We start from the raw sequence: 19,749 nt of genomic DNA on the forward strand, positions 1-19,749 counted from the left end.
GAATGTCGGATCGGTGTAAGAATTTTCACATTCCCTTCACGCTAGAAGTGGCATGATACTGCCATTAAACCACCAATGTGGTGGTAAGCCGAGGTGCTTATCATCATGATCGATATGTGTGAAGAGGTTATCGAATGAAAAAGTTAGTTTTGGCCTGTATTTTGAGTTTAGTTGCTGCCCCTGCATTCGCTGAAAATCATCTGATCAATGCCAATAGTGAGCCAGCTGCGCAACAAAACAAAGGTGGTTTTAAAGGCCCCACTAAATCAAAACGCATTATTCGTGATGTAATCAGTGCGCTGAATGCCAATGATGATACCAAAGTTGAGTTAACTGGTCAGTTGACGATGTCTCTAGGCGATGAAGATTATATGTTCCAAGATTCAACCGGAGAGATCGCGGTCGAGATTGACGATGATATTTGGTACGGGCGTACCGTAACCCCGGAGAACACTATCGTTATTCGCGGTGAAGTGGAAAAAGATTGGAACAGTACGTCGATTGATGCCGATTCGTTAGAAGTGCTTCAATAATACTTTTCTTGATTTGACGTAAAGCTTGATAGATCCGGCTTGATTATACTCCTCGGTTTTCTTGTCGATGACACACCGAGGGTATGATGCAACTGCATGAGTTAGTGAACACGATTGGCCAAGACTTACAGCACCGTTATGGTGAAAAAGTGCATAAACTGACTTTGCACGGTGGTTTTAGCTGTCCAAATCGCGACGGTACGATTGGTCGCGGTGGTTGTACTTTTTGTAATGTGTCTTCGTTTGTTGATGAAAATGTTCAAATTAAACCTATTAATACTCAACTGACGGATCGCGCTGGTGAAGTTAAGCGTGCTAAAAAATACCTCGCTTATTTCCAAGCCTATACCAATACCTATGCGGAAGTTCAAACCCTTAAGGCTATGTATGAAGAGGCGTTAGAGTCTGCGGATATGGTGGGGTTATGTGTTGGGACACGCCCTGATTGTGTGCCTGATGCGGTCTTGGACTTATTAAGTGGTTATGTTCAGCAAGGTTATGAGATTTGGTTGGAACTTGGGTTACAAACCGCCAATGATCAGACACTAAAACGGATTAATCGTGGTCATGATTTTGCTTGTTATGCAGCAATAACCAAACGCGCTAGAGCATTAGGCATCAAAGTGTGCACGCATTTAATCATCGGTTTGCCTAAAGAAACGAAAACCGATTATTTCGATACCTTTGAGAAGGTGCTTGAGGTTGGTACTGATGGTTTAAAGCTGCATCCACTGCATATTGTAGAAGGCAGTACTATGGCCAAAGCGTGGCAAGCAGGGCGCTTAGAAGCCCCAGAAATGGATGAGTATGTAGAGGTAGCAACAGAGATCATTCGTCGAACGCCCGCGCATATTATTTATCATCGAGTATCGGCGGCGGCAAGAAGGCCAACCTTGTTATCACCGCTATGGTGTGAAAACCGTTGGTTAGCCATGACCGAAATCGGGCGCGCGTTAGATAAACTCGGCCCACAAGGTAGTCTTTGTGGGCAACCATTTGAATATCAATTACCAGAATGCCAAGTGAGCATCGCATCAACATCACGTTAAACGGCGGTGGCTTTAGAACTTGTAATGCGTTTAAGCACTTCGTTTTTCGGCCCATCAGCCACAACTTGACCTCTTTCAAGCACAATTAAGCGGTCAACCAAATCCAGCATTTCGGCTTTATGGGTAATTAACACTAAGGTCTCATTGTCCGATAGGGCCTTAATCTGCTGCTTGATGAGACTTTCTGAGCGGTTATCCATTTGGCTCGTTGGTTCATCCATCAGTAGCACAGGTGGTTGAGTTAACCATGCTCTAGCAATGGTGATCGCTTGTTTTTGCCCACCAGAGAGTGCGGCGCCGCCTTCCCCAACTTGCTTATCTAAGCCCGATTCATCATGTTGGGTAAAGTCGGTGACACCTGCCCGTTCCGCAGCAATTAATATTTGCTCATCAGAGATATGCGTTCTGCCTAAGGTGATGTTCTCACGAATAGAGCCAAAGAACAGGGCGCAATCTTGTGGCACGCAGCCGATATTGGTTCTGACATCGCTGTAGTGCAGTTGGTTAATATCTAGATTATCAAGTTTAACGGAGCCTTCCGTTGCTTTATACAGTCCGATCATTAACCGTTGTATGCTTGATTTCCCTGAACCAATACGACCAATAATGGCGACTTTTTCCCCTGGTTCAATGGTGAAATTGATATTTTTGAGCGCGTAGGTTTTGCTATTTGGGTAGTGAAAACTCACGTTATCAAATTGAATTTTACCTTGCAGCTGTGGGCGATGAATATAACGTTTGCCTTCTTCTTGTTCCATTGGCATATCCATCACTTGTTCAATAATGGTCATGGCGGATTTGGCTTGGTTATAGCGTGTCGATAACATCGAAAGTTGCACTAATGGCCCGACCGCTCGGCCACTTAACATGGTAGCGGCGATTAATCCGCCCATCGTCAATTGGCCATCTGCGATCAAATATACCCCAGCGATGATCATGGATACCGAGACAAATTGCTGCAAAAACCCCGCGGTACTTTGTACGGAATCGGTGATCCGGCGAGTCTTGATGCTCCAATTAGACATGTGGGCAACCGACTCTTCCCAGCGATATTGAAACTGGCTTTGAGCATTGAAGGTTTTGAGTGTTTCCAACTTATGTAGGCTCTCAATTAAGTTGGCATGCTTTTGTGATGAAAGTTTAGAGCCTTCCTCAATTGAGCGTCGTAGCGGCGCTTGGATGAGAAAGCTGTAGATTGCAAGAATTAACACCGCGATTAACGGGACTAATGCCAGTGGGCCTGCAACCAAATAAATCACAAATAAAAACAAGAGAGCAAAAGGCAGATCGATTAACGCTCCGACAGTCGCAGAGGTTAAAAACTCACGAATCGATTCAAATTCTTGTAGGTGTCGGGCAAATGCGCCTACCGAAGCGGGTTTGGATTCCAACCTCACACCTACCACACGATTAAACAGTTTAGATGAGATCAGAAGGTCGGATTTTTTCCAGCAATATCAATAAAATAAGAACGAACTAGTTTTAGGGCGAGATCAAAAATAAAAATGAGAAACACACCGCTTGATAAAACCCATAACGACTCAAAAGCAAGGTTAGGCACGATTTTGTCATACACTAATCGAGTAAATAGTGGCGTCGCGATAGCAAAGATATTGATTAAAATGGATGCCAACAGAACGTCGCGATAAATACTTTTCGATTGCCATAGTGTGCTCCAAAACCAATGGCCGTCACGGGTTTTTAGCACCTCGGGAGAGCGCTCATCATAACGAAAGCGTTTTTTTACGAGAAAGAGTTGGCCGGTGTATTGCTGGGTTAATTCGTCAATGTTGATTGAGTGAGCAATACCTTCAGAATGAGGAAGGACGATTTCGGCTTCATTGGCTTGTCGGTCAATGCTAAGAATGACGCAATTGGTGCCATCTTTCAGCATCGCAATCACGGGCAATAGCATCGGAGAAATATCGAGTAGCGGCAGTTGCGCTGCTTTCGCGATTAATCCCGCTTTTTCTGCGGCTCTGGTAAAAATATCAGGTGTTAATTTGCCATTGGTTAATGGTAGATCGCTAACAATCGACGGCTCAGAGTGAGGTTGTCCATAATAATGGCTGATATAAATCAATGATGATAATAGGGGATCTTTCATGATTATTCTCTCAGTGCCGTATGTTTTGCTTTGAGGATCGGTTTGAGCAAATATTCTAATATGGTGCGCTTACCCGTGATGATATCGGTTGACGCTGTCATGCCCGGAATAATCGGTAAGTCATCACCATTTGAATCTTTTAAGTCACTTTGATCGGTGCGTATTCTCACTTGATAGAAGCTATTACCTTCTTCATCTTGAACGGTATCCGCACTGATGGTTTCTAACGTACCAGTGAGACCGCCGTAATTCGTAAAATCATAAGCGGTAAACTTCACGATAGCCTTTAAGCCGGGGTGTAAAAAACCGATATCTTGAGGGGCGATTTTGGTTTCAATTAATAGCGTGTCTTCTGTTGGCACAATCTCAATTAAATCCATACCAGGTTGAATAACCCCACCGATGGTATTCACGTGAATTTTTTGAATTGTGCCTTTTACCGGGGAGGTGACGACGGTTCGGCTGACTTTATCTTCTAAACCCACTTGGGTTTCCGCCATGCTTGAAAGTTTATTACTGACATCACTCAGCTCTTGTTGGCTTTTCGCTACAAAATCGGATGCAATATTGGTGTATTTATAGGTGGCTTCTGTGATCTCTGATTCCGTGACAGGTAATTTCATTCGCGCAGAAGTCAGCTCTTTTCGACTATCATTCATTGAGCGTTGTAATTGCAGCAATTCAATTTCCGGTACGACGCCTTCTTCCGCTAATGGCTTGGTCATACTGTATTCGCGTTGAATAATTTGATAGTTACTCGCCAAAATGTTGATGCGAGTTTTGGTTTCGTTGAGTTCTTGTTGTTTTTGCCTGATCTGTTGTGACGTCACATGTAACTGGTTTTGTAAGTTAGCCATCACATCACGATATTCATTCTGTTTTTGAGAGACTAATTTAGGGTGCTTAGCAGAAAACTCTTTATCGAAGTTGAGAGAATTGATCTGAAGAATAACTTTTTCCTGCCAATTTGGAGCCGCATTATTGATTGTGATGCTTTTAATGGTTTGGTTTAAGCGAATACTGTCTGCTTTCAAGCTGGCTAAATCTTGACTCTTCTCTCGGTAATTGGAGCGGAAAAGCGTATCGTCGATAAGCAGCAACTTCTGGCCTTTTTCTACAGACTGACCTTCTTTAACCAACATTTGTTTTACGATACCGCCTTCTAAGTTTTGCACTATTTGCATTTGAGAAGAAGGGATAACTTTACCGGTACCGGTCGTCACTTTATCGATTTTTGCTAATGAGACCCAAATGATGGATGAGACGAAAAAAGCCGCAATGATCCACAAAATAACGCGAGCACTCTTTGGCGTATTGAGTAGCAGTGCGGTGGATTTGTCATCGACAAAATCCATATGCTCTTTTGATACTGATGTAGAGCTTTTAGTCATAGAAATTCCGTTTCAATTTATAAGCGTTAAACATAGCAAATTTGGCTTTTACTCTTCTGTGTCTAAGTTAATGTTTTGTAGAAAAATGTTTAGTTTTGTGATGCATTTTCTTACAAATTTACGGCACCACTTCTACACTATTAATGGAAAAAAATAAGAAAATAAGGGAAAAGTGAATATTGTGAGTTGTGTTGTTTATTTATGTATATATTATGTTTCATTGGTGTGTAGGTAAAGTCATTTCATATAAGTTTATCAATTACTTATAAGTGTGGCTCATGGGTTTTACCGCTATTATTTGCGGTGCGTATAGGTTGGCATTTAACTCGTTGTTATATGATGAAATTGTCTACACCCAGCTTAAAAGTAGCTTATATGCGGTTTAAGTATCAATGTGATGTCGATACGCGATGTCTATAAATATTGATAATGCGTTCGTTAGTGAATCTGAAAGTGAGATGTGTAGTATGGATATGGTGAACTCAAATCAAGCAAAAATTGTTGTTGTTGATGGCGAGGTTTTTGTTGGAAATCATTCCCAATCATTAACCCAAATTGATGGAGAGTATCGCCTTTCTCATTCTGATTCAGTCTGGGCTAATCCAAATGCTAAGTATGTTATTAATACGACTTCTGGCTCTCAAACTGTTGAGGTTAACTGTGTTACTTGTGTAACAGTCAATTCCAATGGTGTATTGACTGTTGCTCAATTATCTTCAGCCGATGGTGTCAATATTGATGATTTGAAAAACTCTCAACTGACAGATAAAGATATTGCGATTATTCGTGCGCACATGCCACCACCACAAGATTCAGATGAAGACAATAACAATCAAGACCCACAACCAGATACCAACGTTGATGCGGATCAAGATGATGAAGATGCACAAGATCAGCCGTTAACGATCGTTCAAACAGCTTCATCGGGTTTTGTTGAAGTTAATTATGATGGCGATGCCATATTAACCGAAGCAGGTTACGATACGGTTGGTTTCTTTGATGAGGAATTGTCACAAGATAGCGCGGATGATGGCATTCCGATTGTGAAAGCACCCGGAGGCGAAACCGCTTCAATTTCACTAACAGAAGCAGACTTACAACCTTTAGGTTATAGCGATAACCGAGGTTATCCAGTTATTCTTCAGCAATCGGTTTTGGTTGAATCGCGAACGTTGGCACTTCAACCGGATACATTTACTTTCGAACCCCAATCTTTAGCTTCGTTGTTGCAAGAGTTAAACGCAGAACTTACTTCTGGCGGCCAACCTCTGTCTTTTGTTTTTGATGCAGATAGTAATTCAATTATCGGGACGCTAGACGGCGAAGTTTATTTAACCATCCAGATCAATACTTCTTCACCCGATGGACGTGATGTACAGGTTGATATTGAGGTTAATTTAGCAAAGCCACTTGATCACCTACCTTCAGCTAACTCAACAGGGTTAGTGTCTAATGCCAATGATCAAATCACAATCAATCTAAGCATCCAAGGCCAAGATATTGGTGGAAATGAGTTGAACTCGCCGATTCTCGTTGATGTCGGTATTAAGGATGGGGTTGATGTAAGGTTCAATGCTGATCCGGGCATATTTATTGATGAAGACAGTGATTTAGGGATTACAAAAAATGGGCAAGTACCTTTAGATGTTGGTTCCGATGAGATTCATTCAATTCAAATTAATGTTAATCAACCTCTTTTAGACGGGGCGACCAGCCAAAGTTTTCCTACAACTTATGAAGTCGATGGTCAAACGTTAACGGTTTATAATGTTTTAGGCCAAGTTGTGTTTACCTTAGAAGTTAACAACGATGGCTCTTATAGCGCTACTCTACATAGACCATTTGATCAGGGAACAACGAACCAATCTGAAGTGGGGATTGCGATTACGGCCATGGATAGTGATGGCGATACCGCTCCTGGTACGGTTGTGATCACGGTCGATGATGGTGATGTACCGACTGGTGGTGAAACTGGCGAGATATCGATTATTGAAGCCGATACACAACCTAATGACTATCCAGTTGTGGGTCGCACGACGATTGGTGTAGCACCTGGTATCGATAGGTTGCTTGCCGATACTGTTCAGTTTGATGCAAGCCAAGTGAATACGCTGATCAATGAATTGAGTGCCGAGTTAAAAACCGCTAATGGCGAATCGATTACCTTTGCCTTTAAAGATGGTGATGACACGGTCATTGAAGGGAGAGATGCTAACGGTAATCTGGTTTTATCTATAGCTATTGAGGGTACGGTTTTATTTGAAGGTACTCTAGTGACGGTGACGGTGACTCAATTTCAACCTCTAGATCATCTTGAAACCGGTAATAGCACAGGCTTAGTGACGATAGATGGCGATCAGATAAAAATAAATACAGCCATTCAAATAGAAGAATCGGATGGTACATTATTAAGTTCACCAGTTAACGTTGAGGTGACGATTGTCGATGGTGAAGTACCTCAATTGAGTGGTGGTGATTTAGCTGAAATCACGGAAACAGCGGCTGGTGGCACGGCATCAGGTAGTGTGACGTTAGACGTTGGCTCGGATGCGATTGAACGATTTGAATTTAATGCTGATCAACAAACGCTGGAAGGTTTATTGACTAATGGCGTTGCGACTGAATATCAAGTAACGGGCAATCAAATCATCGTTTATGTGCCGGGTAATGAAGCCAATCCAATTTTAACGATTACGATCCAAAATGACGGCACGTTTGAAGTAACGCAAATCGCCGCGTTAGAACAAACCAATAATCCTGACGATACCATCCACCTGCAACTGGATGTGACGGCATTTGATAACGATGGTGATCAAAGTAACTCTGGTCAAGCCAACATTGATATTATCGATGGTACCAATCCAAGCTTTGTTCAAGATACAGGAACAGTGTTACAAGAAAATGCCGATACTCAAACAGGGAGTGTTCCACTTACTGTTGGCTCCGATAATATTCAAACGTTAGAGTTTTTACCCGCTGATCAACAAGTGAATTTTGCCGGTATTACCAGTAATGGTCTAACCACAACGGTGACAGTGAACGGTAATACCTTGATCTTAACCGATAGTGAAGGTAATCAAATACTGTCAATCGTGATTGAACTTGATGGGCAATATACCGTGACTTTATCGGGCCCACTTGACCAAATTACCTCAGATGGTACGGATGACTCAGCTTCTATTACGATTGATGCGTTAGTTCGTGCAACCGATTTTGATGATGATAGTGCGGATGGTACTGCGGTAATTACCATCTTAGATGGTGCTGATGCTGTTGGTGGTGGCACCGCTTCTCTGACTTTCCTGGAACCCGATTTAGACCCAGCAGGCCCAGATTCTGGCTCGACAAGCTTTAATGTGGAAGCCGGTGATGATCGCCTTGATCCAAGCTCAGTGGTATTTGATCCACAAGATTCGTCTTATCTAGCAGAGTTAATCGCTGATTTAAATGAAGTGCTCACATCCAACAATGGTGCGGATGACATTGTTTTTGCTGTGAATGCCCAGACCGGGGCGATTGAAGGAACATTAAATGGTGATGTGGTCGTTACCTTATCTTTGTCTGCGGTTAATAGTGGGACTGACGGTAATGATGCCACCATTACATTAACCTGGAATCAAACCGTACCATTGGATCATATTGTCGCCACAGGCTCTAACGGTCATGTCACGATTACCGCTGACGATATTGTGATTAAAGCACCGGTGCAAATTCAAGATACCGATGGCGACTATTTGACTAACCCGGTTGAGGTTAGCGTGACGGTTCAAGATAACGTTGCGCCTGTTATTACGGTCGGTGATGCCGCTGAATATACTGAAACCTCTTCTGGTGGTGGCACCACGGGAAATATTACGATTGATTTAGGCTCTGATTATATCGACCGCTTTGAGTTCGTTGCCGGCACTGATTCAGCCACGCTGGATACATTGACATCGAATGATCAAGCCACCGATTATGTGATTGATGGAAATCAGATCATTGTTTTCCTCGCCAGTGGCAGTGCCGAAAGTGACCCCATTTTAACCATTACCGTCAATACCGATGGTAGCTATAGCATTGTTCAAACCGCACCATTAGAGCAATTGAATTCTGACGGTGATCAAATCAATCTTAACTTAGAATTAAATGCGATTGATAAAGATGGTGATTCAAGTAACACCGGAACGTTAGTGGTGAATATTCTTGATGGTGTTGATCCGACCGGTGTGGATACCACGGTGACCATAGATGAGGCCGATCTTAATCCAAATGGTTACCCTGTCAGCTCTCCAGCTACCAGTTTTACGCTTAATCAAACTACTGACAAATTAGTCGCTTCGACGTTATCGATTGATCCAACGGCTGTGGGGGACGTTTTTGGGCTATTTGAAGGGCCATTAAAAGATGAACTTAATGGATTAACATCTGGTGGCACTGCTCTGGATATTACCATCGATGTGGATGCAACTACTGGCGTCATTACCATCACTGGTAACTTAACCAGTAGCAGTGATGAAGTGTTCTCGATTACTTTGACGCCAAATGAAGATGGCGCAGGTAATGTTGTGGTTGATATATCCGCGACTCAAAGCCTACCTCTTGATCATATCGATAGCACTGGCACTTATGTCAATGTGGATGGTGAATCACTCACCATTGATATTCCAGTCCAAATTCAAGATGCTGACGGGGATGACTTAACTGCTCCTGCCAATGTGACCGTCACCATTAATGATGGTGATATTCCTGTCATTAGCACCGGTGATTTAGCGGTAATTAACGAAACGGCAACCGGTGGTAGCGCCTCTGGTAATGTGACGTTAGATGTTGGCTCGGATGCAATAGACCGTTTTGAGTGGAATGCCACGCAAGAAACCCTCGCAGAGATTACCAGTAATGGTCAAGCAACGGATTATAGCGTTGAAGGTAATATCATCTACTTGTACATCGAAGGCACCACAACCGATCCTATCCTGACCATTACGATGAATAATGATGGTTCATTTGATGTGCTTCAAACCGCACCGCTTGAGCAAGCTAATAATCCAGATGATACGATTCATCTCGCTTTAGATGTGGTAGCGATTGATAAAGATGGTGATATCAGTGAATCGGCCCAAGCGTTAATTGATATTATAGATGGTCAAGATCCAACAGGGACAGGTACGACGGTTGTTATTACTGAAGGGGACTTGTCTCCTGTTACGGGTTACCCTGCACAGGGATCAGATACTTTCACCCTCAACCAAGTGACCGATAAATTAATTGCATCGACTTTTGTGATTGAAGAATCGGTACTGGCCACATTGCAAACAGAACTTGAAGCATTAACTTCGAATGGTAGCGATCTCATCATCTCGATTTCAAAAGATGAAACGACTGGTGAAATTACCATTAGTGCTACCTCGGTAGATACAACCGAGGAAGTATTATCGATTGTTCTAACGCCAACAGAAAATGCTAACGGTAATGTTGATGTTGACATTACGGTCACTCAAAACCACCCGTTGGATCATGTAGATACGGCTGGTAGCTATGTCAGCATTGTCGATGATGCATTAAACATTACTATCCCTGTGCAAATCGAAGATGCCGATGGGGACATGCTCGTTGATGCCAATGGTAGCCCAACACCGGTTGATGTCATTGTGACGATTAATGATGGTCAAGATCCGCTATTTAATGTTCCATCCCAAGCAACAGAACTCACGGAAGGTGAAGCGGGAAGCTCGGATGTGATTGCGAAAAGTTTAGATCTGGATACTAACAGTGATCATATTGATGCGATCACATTTAATCTTACCGATGCTCAAGCACAAGCCCTGTTTGATATTACCTCCAACGGTCAAGTAACCCATACTGATCTCTCAGTAGATGGACGTATTTTTGTTTTTGTACCGGCAGAGTTCGGCGGTTCAGATATTCCCGTATTAGAAATCATTTTTGATAATGAGTCGAAAGACGGTAGTTATACTATTCAACAATTCCAGCCTATTGATCAACCTGAAGATACCAATTCTTCCGTTTTTGAACTGGATGTGATTGCCACCGATATGGATGGTGATACCGCCGAATCTTCGATTACACTTACGATTAATGATGGTGTGAACCCTAGTGCTTCTGATGTCACTGGTGATGGAAGCATTACCGTTGGTGAAGGTGATTTGAATGATAACGGTCAAAGCCTGATATACCCAGGTAACCCGAAAGGTACAGGAACCTTCACGATTGCAGCAAGCAATGATGATCTTGATCCAACATCGTTGACGATTGATAACTACGATTTATTTAAATCAAGCATCGTTGGATTAAATTTAACCTCGAATGGGCGCGAGGTGACTGTTGATGACGCTTTAGTTGTGAATGCTGAAGGTGTGATTACGGTGACGGGGACGACGGCGGATGGAAGTGTGATCTTCATTTTGACTTTCACACCAACATTAAATGCAGACGGTAGTGTGACGGTTGTGATGTCATTGGATCAAAAACAACCGCTCGATCATATCGATGCCGATTCAATTATTTTTGATGTCCCTATTCAAATTTCCGATACTGATGGCGATACACTGGTCGCGAGTGATGGAACTACCGAAGAACCGATTAATATCAGTGTTTCATTTACCGATGGCGAAGCGCCGGTATTAACGGATACCACCATCGACATTACCGAAGCGGATGCCAGTACAGCTGATCCTCAAATTTATAGCGGCCAAGTTCCGATCGATATTGGCAGTGATACTGTTGCAAGTATTGAATTTGTACTTTCTCAACCCGATGGTCAATCTCAAGGCGCTACGGGATTAATGTCAAATGGTAATCCGGTATTTTTAGATGATACGTTCCCTGGTGAGGTTCGTTATTATTATCTTGATGGTGCGAACCAACAAATTGATGTGTTGATTGTCACGCTAACGGGAACCGATGGTTCTTACCAAGTTGAGCAATATGAGCCGTTAGAGCAAAGTAATACTGAGGATGATACCGCAACCATCACGCTAGATGTATTTGCGACAGATAAAGATGGTGACTCGAGCGAAAATTCCACCATTACTATTAATATTAAAGATGGTAGCGATCCTCAATTTATCGAAGATACCTCCAATATTGTGTTGAACGAATCTACAGATAGTGGTGTGACCAATTCTGCAGGTCAAGTGGCGATCAATGTCGGCTCAGACGATGTTGAAACTATTCAATTTGCTGCTGCAAGTGAGCAGTTAGATGTTGATGGTAACTTAATCGGGTTAATCTTAACCTCGAATGGTGAATCGACCAGTTGGACGATAGATGCTTACTCTGCAACCTTGTTTGCTAGCGATGGCACTACCGCGCTTATTGAAATCACGATTGATGATACTGGTGCTTATACCGTTACCGTATTAGGTCCAATCGATCAGGATGATAGCGAGCTCACTCAAATTGAGCTTGGTCTTGTTGCAACCGATACCGATGGCGATACGGCAGACGGCTCATTGGTGTTCTCCGTTGAAGATGGAGCTAATGCTACAGGTGGTCAAACAGGAACAATTGCAATTACAGAAGGTGATCTATCGCCATTAGATTCTGGTTCACCAAATACTGATGGATACCCTGTAAGCGGCGAAGTCACAGGAATTAATGTTTCACCTGGAGTCGAAAAACTCGATCCTACAACGGTTCAAATTAAACCTTCCGATCTTGCTCAACTTATCACCGAGCTACAAGCTGATTTAACCTCTGGTGGACAACCACTCGTCTTCACCTTCGACTCAGATACTGCGACTTTGGTCGGTAAAGTAAATGGTGTTGATGCGCTCGTTATTGTATTGAGTGCAGAGGATGATGGGAATGGCGGTGTCAACATTAGTGTTAGCATGACTCAACACCTACCTCTAGACCATTCTCATGATGAAGGGCCGGCTCAAGCTATTTCCGCTAGTGATTCTGGTTGGGTAACAGTGAATGACACTGAAATTCATATTAACTTACCGGTACAAGTTCAAGATACCGATGGTGATTATCTTGATAATGCCGTCGATGTCGATCTGAGCATTACCGATGGTATCGATCCTTCATTTACCACCGACTCAGGCATATCTGTTGACGAATCAGCAATTGATGTTGGTGGGGAAAATCATCAAGGCTCTAATCCAGACCGTGATACAGAAACCGCGGAAGGGCAAATTATCATCAATCTAGGCAGTGATGAGATTGATACCTTTAAAATTGATGCGGATGAATTTACGGCATTAAACCCGAATTTAACTTCACAAGGTGTCGCGGTCATTATGGTTGAAAATAGTGATGGAACCTTTAGCGGTATGGCTGGAGACCGAGAAGTCTTTATTGTTACATTTAGTCCTGATGGGGCTTATTCCTTCACTATTACCGGGGGAGTGGATCATGATAAAGATTCTGGTAATGACACTTCTTTAAATATTGAATTGCCTATTTATGCAGTCGATAAAGATGGCGATCGAGTGCCAAATTCGGGTGGTGCAGGCGATTATGATTCAACCAATACCATCACAGTTACGGTTAACGATGATGTGCCAGACATTAAAGATATTGCTGTTTCTGTAACCGAAGGTTCTGGTGGTTCTGCCTTTATGACTCAAGCAGCAGAAGGTGCGGATGATATTGCCGAAATTTATCTTACTTTTATTGATTCTATGGATGGGACGCCACAAGAGCATCAAGCCCCATTTACGGATATTCCTATTTATGATGAGTCGGTTGCTGATGGAGGCACCGGCCAGTTACTTGGTACGTTGACGGTCGATGAGACAGGTAAGCTGATTTTTGTTGCTGATGCAAATTTAAACAATGAAGACGAAAGCCTGAGTGTGGATGTTATCGTTCGGGTTGTGGACAGTGATGGAGATGAAGATTCATCGACGATTTCTTTAGAGTTACGAGATCAAGATCCAGTCTTTATTTTTCCGAATGCGACTAACGGACAGGAAGAAGATGGTCAAACCATCGACAATTTTGATAATACCGAAGGTACCACTCATTTAACCGATGGTATTGAAATCTCACTAGGAATCGATCTAGGCGATATTGATAAATCAGAGGCATTAGTTACTGACTCTTTAACTATTACTGTTCCAGATGGTACTGAAGGCGCTTTCTATTGGAATGGCGATGCTCTTGATATTACCGATGGCAAAGTGATCATTCCAATTGGTGCCATCTCAGTTGTCGATAATATTGTTTCTATTTCCGGTGTTACTTTTGTACCGAATAAGGATTACTCAACAGATGGCATTACTTTTACCGTCGATGCCGTTATTTCTCGAGATGGCTTAGATGATCAAGCAATCACTGGTGAGCTAACCATTTCAGTCGATGGTATCGCAGATATTCCTGAATGGAATGATACCGTGAAGACGGAATATATTGGGACGGAAGATACGGCTATTCCTGTCGATGAACTCGTTGCGCAACTTAATGATACTGATGGTTCAGAAGTGTTGTACTACATAGTGAGTGTACAGCCAGATGAATTTGGCAATATCAACGGCAGCTTATCGGGTACTGGATTAGAAGATCTCGGAAATGGACAATATCGAATTTCAGCCAATGATATTGCCAGCTTGAAAGTGACGCCAAACAAAGACTTTAGTGGTGATATTAAATTAGAAGCCATTGCGCAAAGTGAAGAACAAGGCCCTTATGTTGACGGTAAACAAACCGCAGACTCTGATCCGCTTGAAATCATTGTTCGTGTTCAACCCGATGCCGATGAAGATCTGACTGTCAAAGTGACCCGAGTTGAGTCTGATGAAGATGTCGCGATTAATCTCGCGGATCACATTACGCTGAACCATCCTTCTGATGCCGCTGATGGCTCTGAAACCTTGTACGTACGTATTAGTAATCTTCCTGATGGCTCACAGCTACTACTCAATGGCGAACCTGTCGTTTTAAACGCGGATGGTAGCTATGAAATCTTATATAGCGATTTAGCCCAATTGGAATTTTTACCCGCCCCAGAAAGCAGTGGTAATTTTACCTTAACGGTCGAAGGGATCGTCAGGGATAACACCAGTTTTGAAGGTATCACGACGGCAACTGATAGCGATGAATATATAACCATCAGTAAAAACATCAATATTTCCGTTAAAGGCGTCGCTGATGAGCCGATTATTAGCATCAATGAAGGCAGTGGTTGGACTCCTATTAACTTAAATCCTGATGATCAAACCAGTGATGGCGTTGAGATTACCATTCCAGAAGATGGCGTTGCGACGTTTGATTTTGACATCATTTCTGGTGAAAGTATTGATGCTTTAGCGGGAGATGATTCAGAGACCCTTTCGGTCGTTATTTCAGGTATTCCGGAAGGCTTAATTGTTATAAGTAATGGTGAAGCTTTAGAGTTGACTTATGTTGGTCAGGATGAAAATGGTCAACCTATTTATCAAGTAGAGCTTGATAGCCTCAACAATATTCAAATTGAGCCGCCATTAAATAGCACTGAAGATATCGAATTAACCGCGTCTATCGTTGTTACCGAAGCGGATGGTAATAGTGCGGTTTATGAAAAAGATATCGTGATTCATGTGGAGCCTGTAATTGACTTAGGTGATACCTACACATCGTTCTCAAATGGTGTGGAAGATGAACTGGTGACGTTGAATTGGAAACCAACCTTTACCGACACTCAAGAATATGTGACGTCTTTGACGTTAGGTTTACTTGATGGTGTTGATACCGATGGTTATTCCATTTATATCGTGGAAGGGGGGACGCAAACTCAATTGTTCTTTGATTCAAATGGTAAGTTGAATTTGGATGAATATTTAGATCAATTGAATAACGGTGCTCTGCTGAAAATTGCGATGCCAGAGAACTCAGATAAAGATTTTGTTCTAACGACTAACATTACAGTACAGCAAGATGATGCTGATGCGACGGATCCTGAAGCACCTGCGATTAAAGAAAATATTGAAGGTGCTTTAGTGGTGAATGTTGATGCCAAAGTTGAAGAAATTGGTGACCCCTATACATCAGAAACGGGCGCAGGAAAGATTGTTATCAGCGCTGGCGATATCGATGGCGATGGAATACTCGATGATCTAGGGGTAACGCCTTGTGATGAAAATGGTGTGGTTGATTTAAGTACCGAGGGTGTCGGAACCATTGTCTTTGCTGAAAACGACCTGTCTAGTGACGAGATTATTACCGAACTGGTTCTTGATTTTTCTGGCATTAGCTTGCCTGAAGGTCAGGGTTTCGTTGTGATCGGCGCGGTCAATAATGGTGATGGTAGTTGGACGGTTAAAGATGGGAATTTATCCAATATTCAGATTCAAGCGCCAGCAGGTTTTACCGATACCGTTAGTATTAGAGTGGTCGCCAAAGTCCAAGATCAAGGTGATGACAATGAAGGCGATATCAGCCAAGAAATCCGAGTGGAAGGTCACATCCTCTTAGACTTTTCAAACAATACTAACGATTCTTTGGATCTTGCGGCTGAAATTAATGTTGAAGATACAGTAATTTTGGGAACTGAAGACCGAGGTATCAATTTAGGATCTCAAATCATCAATAACAATTCAGTTTCTCTATCAACTGATGATCAAAATGGTGATGGTGAAAGTGAAATACCTAATGATGTTTTAACCGTTGTCATTGATGCAGACCAATTACCGATTGGTTCAAGTATTACTGGTGCGGAATACGATATTGAAACGGGTCAATATGTGTATGAAGCCACCTTGAATGCTGATGGCACGGTGAACTTAAGTGGGCTGGGTTTAATACCGCCTGCTGATTATGCCGGTGATTTCTCATTCCCAATTAAATACGTTAGCACTGATAGAGAAAGCGGTGATGTAGAAGAAGCGACGCAAATCATTACCGTGAATGTTTCACCTGTTGCTGATACTGGAGCAAGCCTAGAAATAGGCGTGGTTGAAAGCCAAGGCTTAGATGAGAATAAACAGCCAATCACTGAATCGGGTAAACCAGCCGTTAGCTTTGAAGGTGTTGCTTATGAAGATGCTACGATTATTTTAGATTTCTCTCAAGTTGATTTTGGCGATACGCGTAATACGGTTGAAGATGGGCTTGAAACGCTGGTCTCTATGACGATACAAGTCGATCCTTCAATGGGATACTTACGGGATGCTAATGGTAACTTAGTGAGTGAATTAACCCTTGCCCCTGAACAATTATCGAGTGTGCAATTTATTCCGGCAGAAGATTTCAGTGGTCAGGTAAACTTTACAGTGAGTGGTGTGATAACCGATACGGCAACCTTTGATCTCGACGGTGGTAGAACCGAAACGGATACCAGAATCACTGATGAAGCGATCGTGAGTATCGATGTTATTGCTGTTAATGATGATGTGTTAGTTGAATCTAGCACAGGCGGTATCATTCAAGGCTATGAAGATACTCCGGGAGGAATTTCTCTTGCTGCTGGCTCGGTAACCTTACAGGATATCGATGGCTCTGAAGAAATTGTTTCCATCATCTTAACGGGTATTCCTGAAGGATTTGTGGTGAATGGTGCGGTGAACAATGGCGATGGCACTTGGACTATCACTGATGCAGCGGGCAAACAAACCTATAGCCTTGAGAATTTATCACTGGTGCCCCCGAAAAACTTCAGCGGTACGATTAATGTTGGATTCATTATTTATACTAAAGAAGACAGTCTAGATGAGATTGTTGCGATTGAAAAAAGCATCGAAGTTGAAATCTTGCCGGTCGCAGATGACATTGATACTGAAGTCGTGACATCGGCATCCGGTAATGAAAACTCAGACATCGTATTAGAGTTGGACATCACAACCGTTGATAATAAGCTTAGTACTACCCTTGAAGGGGAAAACGGCCCAGAAACTATCCAAATCATCATCAGTAATGTGCCTGTTGGAATGGGCGCGAGCTTTAGCTTTCCAGATGGTGTGACAGGAACGATAACCGATAATGGTGATGGCACTTGGACAATTACCACTGAATCCGGTCAACTAGACAGCTTGATCTTTAATCCTGGTGATGCGAATAGTAACAACTGGGATGGCCAGCTCGAGCTTGATATCCGTGCGGTAGATAATGGCGTAGTAGCGGATGACTCGTTAAAAGAGACCGCGACGATTACGGTTGATGTTGCTCCTGTTAACGATGCTCCTGAAAATATCGTACCAACCGATCCAATCAATGCGACGGAAGGCGAAACTATCACCATTACCAATCTTGCCATTTCTGATGTCGATGCACCGGAAGGGGGGCAAATGACAGTCACCTTGGCGACGGGTAACGGTTTATTGTCGGTTCCTGATGAGTATTCCGGTAATGTGACCATCGATGGCAACGCTTCAGGGACATTGATTCTATCGGGTTCATTAGAGGCCATTAATGAGTTATTAAACGGTGGGATTGATTATGTCCCTGAGACAGAGGGTGATACCACGATCACCATGACGACCAGTGATAATGGCAATTCTGGGACAGGTGGTGAATTAACTGATACCGATACCATCACTGTTTCGGTTGCTCCACCGGCCACGGCCATGATGGCAAGTTTTGTCAGTTCGAGAATGGTGGTGCCAAATGTATCATCAACGGCGGCTCAATTAGCCTTGATTCCATTACTTGGATTACTTAGTGAACATGTCCAGGCTTTGGATGGCGATCTGATAAAAATCCAAAATATGGACTCTGGTAAAATCGTTGATGCATCCGGGCAAACACTGGGCGAGCAGCAAGACGACGGCACTTGGGTGGTTAATCAACAAGATCTCGCGAATGCCTATCTCACCGATATGGATGAGGGCGAGCATAACTTAACCGTCGTTTCCGTTTCTTTGGATACTGAAAATAGTGAATTAACGACGGAATCTCAGCCTATTAATGTTGAGGTGACGATTGAACCAGATACCCAAGAGGTACTACAAGCCAAGAACGCAACGGACCACTCTATGGTGGTGGGCGATGATAGTGATGAAACCTTAATCGGAACCGAAGGTCATGACACCTTAATTGGCGGCTTAGGTAATGACATTCTTGTAGGCGCTGGTGGTTCGGATACCTTGATTGGTGGTGCGGGTAACGACGAACTCTGGGGGGGCGAACGTAATGGCACCGGAGATGGTGCAGCCGATACCTTCGTATGGCTCGCGCAAGATATTGGCACTCAAGTGTCTCCTGCGGTTGATGTTATCAAAGACTTTGAGCTGAATTTAGATAAGCTTGATATTCGAGATTTATTCTCAGACAAAGATGCCTCTAAAGCTCAAATGGATGAGATTCTGTCACACATTACCGCGTCAGAAGATAACGGCAAAATCAACCTCACTGTCAATACGGATAAAGGTGGCGAACAAGTGATCGTGCTGGATAATATCAGTACACACAGTCTTGGCCTTGATAGTGGTGCCAGCTCAAGTGACATTGTGTCGAGTTTATATGCTCAACATAATGCCTTTATGAGTGAACATAATAGTTAATCGTTGAAGATAATTGATACCCCATTGAAGCTGCCTTCTTTGGGGTATTTTTTTACTTTTAATGAACTGTAAAGGTGCAAGAATCAATATAGCAGCTTTTTATTGGTTTAATTCTCAGATAAAACAGATGGTTAAGTTTGCCCATGATTTGGCATGATATTCGCATCTATATAATCAATGAATAACATTTGATATTCAGAAAACCTGATTCGCAACAGGCAAAGACGCCTCTTAGATTTGAAC

General features: G+C 42.8%; 4 protein-coding genes and 1 pseudogene. 3 read left to right on the forward strand and 2 right to left on the reverse strand.

Going from position 1 to position 19,749, the window contains the following annotated elements:
- Window positions 1-134: 134 nt before the first annotated feature.
- Window positions 135-533: a YgiW/YdeI family stress tolerance OB fold protein gene (locus VRUMOI_RS13435; RefSeq protein ID WP_089138118.1), complete on the forward strand. Its 399-nt coding sequence runs from the start codon at window positions 135-137 to the stop codon at window positions 531-533.
- An 86-nt stretch (window positions 534-619) separates the two neighbouring features.
- Window positions 620-1,582 (forward strand): TIGR01212 family radical SAM protein, encoded by a 963-nt coding sequence (locus tag VRUMOI_RS13440; RefSeq protein WP_089138119.1) that lies wholly within the window; start codon window positions 620-622, stop codon window positions 1,580-1,582.
- Here VRUMOI_RS13440 and VRUMOI_RS13445 read toward each other — a convergent pair.
- Window positions 1,579-3,689 (reverse strand): annotated as a pseudogene (locus VRUMOI_RS13445) (type I secretion system permease/ATPase). The gene VRUMOI_RS13440 and the pseudogene VRUMOI_RS13445 sit on opposite strands and share 4 nt — an antisense overlap.
- A 2-nt stretch (window positions 3,690-3,691) precedes the next feature.
- Window positions 3,692-5,080 carry an HlyD family type I secretion periplasmic adaptor subunit gene (locus VRUMOI_RS13450; protein WP_089138120.1) on the reverse strand — a complete coding sequence of 463 codons (1,389 nt, stop codon included), beginning with the start codon at window positions 5,078-5,080 and terminating at the stop codon, window positions 3,692-3,694.
- Between the two features lie 410 nt (window positions 5,081-5,490).
- Between VRUMOI_RS13450 and VRUMOI_RS13455 the strand changes: the two genes are divergently transcribed.
- Entirely contained in the window at window positions 5,491-19,506 is a 14,016-nt protein-coding gene (locus VRUMOI_RS13455; RefSeq protein ID WP_231897548.1) for a T1SS-143 repeat domain-containing protein, read from the forward strand.
- The last annotated feature ends 243 nt before the right edge of the window (window positions 19,507-19,749 follow it).

The organism is Vibrio rumoiensis (assembly GCF_002218045.2).
GTDB classification, from domain to species: Bacteria; Pseudomonadota; Gammaproteobacteria; order Enterobacterales; family Vibrionaceae; genus Vibrio; species Vibrio rumoiensis.

What these genes read in the sequence shown, in the direction of transcription:
- VRUMOI_RS13435 (WP_089138118.1), top strand. Translation starts at nt 135, where the DNA reads ATGAAAAAGTTAGTTTTGGCCTGTATTTTGAGTTTAGTTGCTGCCCCT.
- VRUMOI_RS13440 (WP_089138119.1), top strand. Translation starts at nt 620, where the DNA reads ATGCAACTGCATGAGTTAGTGAACACGATTGGCCAAGACTTACAGCAC.
- VRUMOI_RS13450 (WP_089138120.1), bottom strand. Translation starts at nt 5,080, where the DNA reads ATGACTAAAAGCTCTACATCAGTATCAAAAGAGCATATGGATTTTGTC.
- VRUMOI_RS13455 (WP_231897548.1), top strand. Translation starts at nt 5,491, where the DNA reads ATGTCTATAAATATTGATAATGCGTTCGTTAGTGAATCTGAAAGTGAG.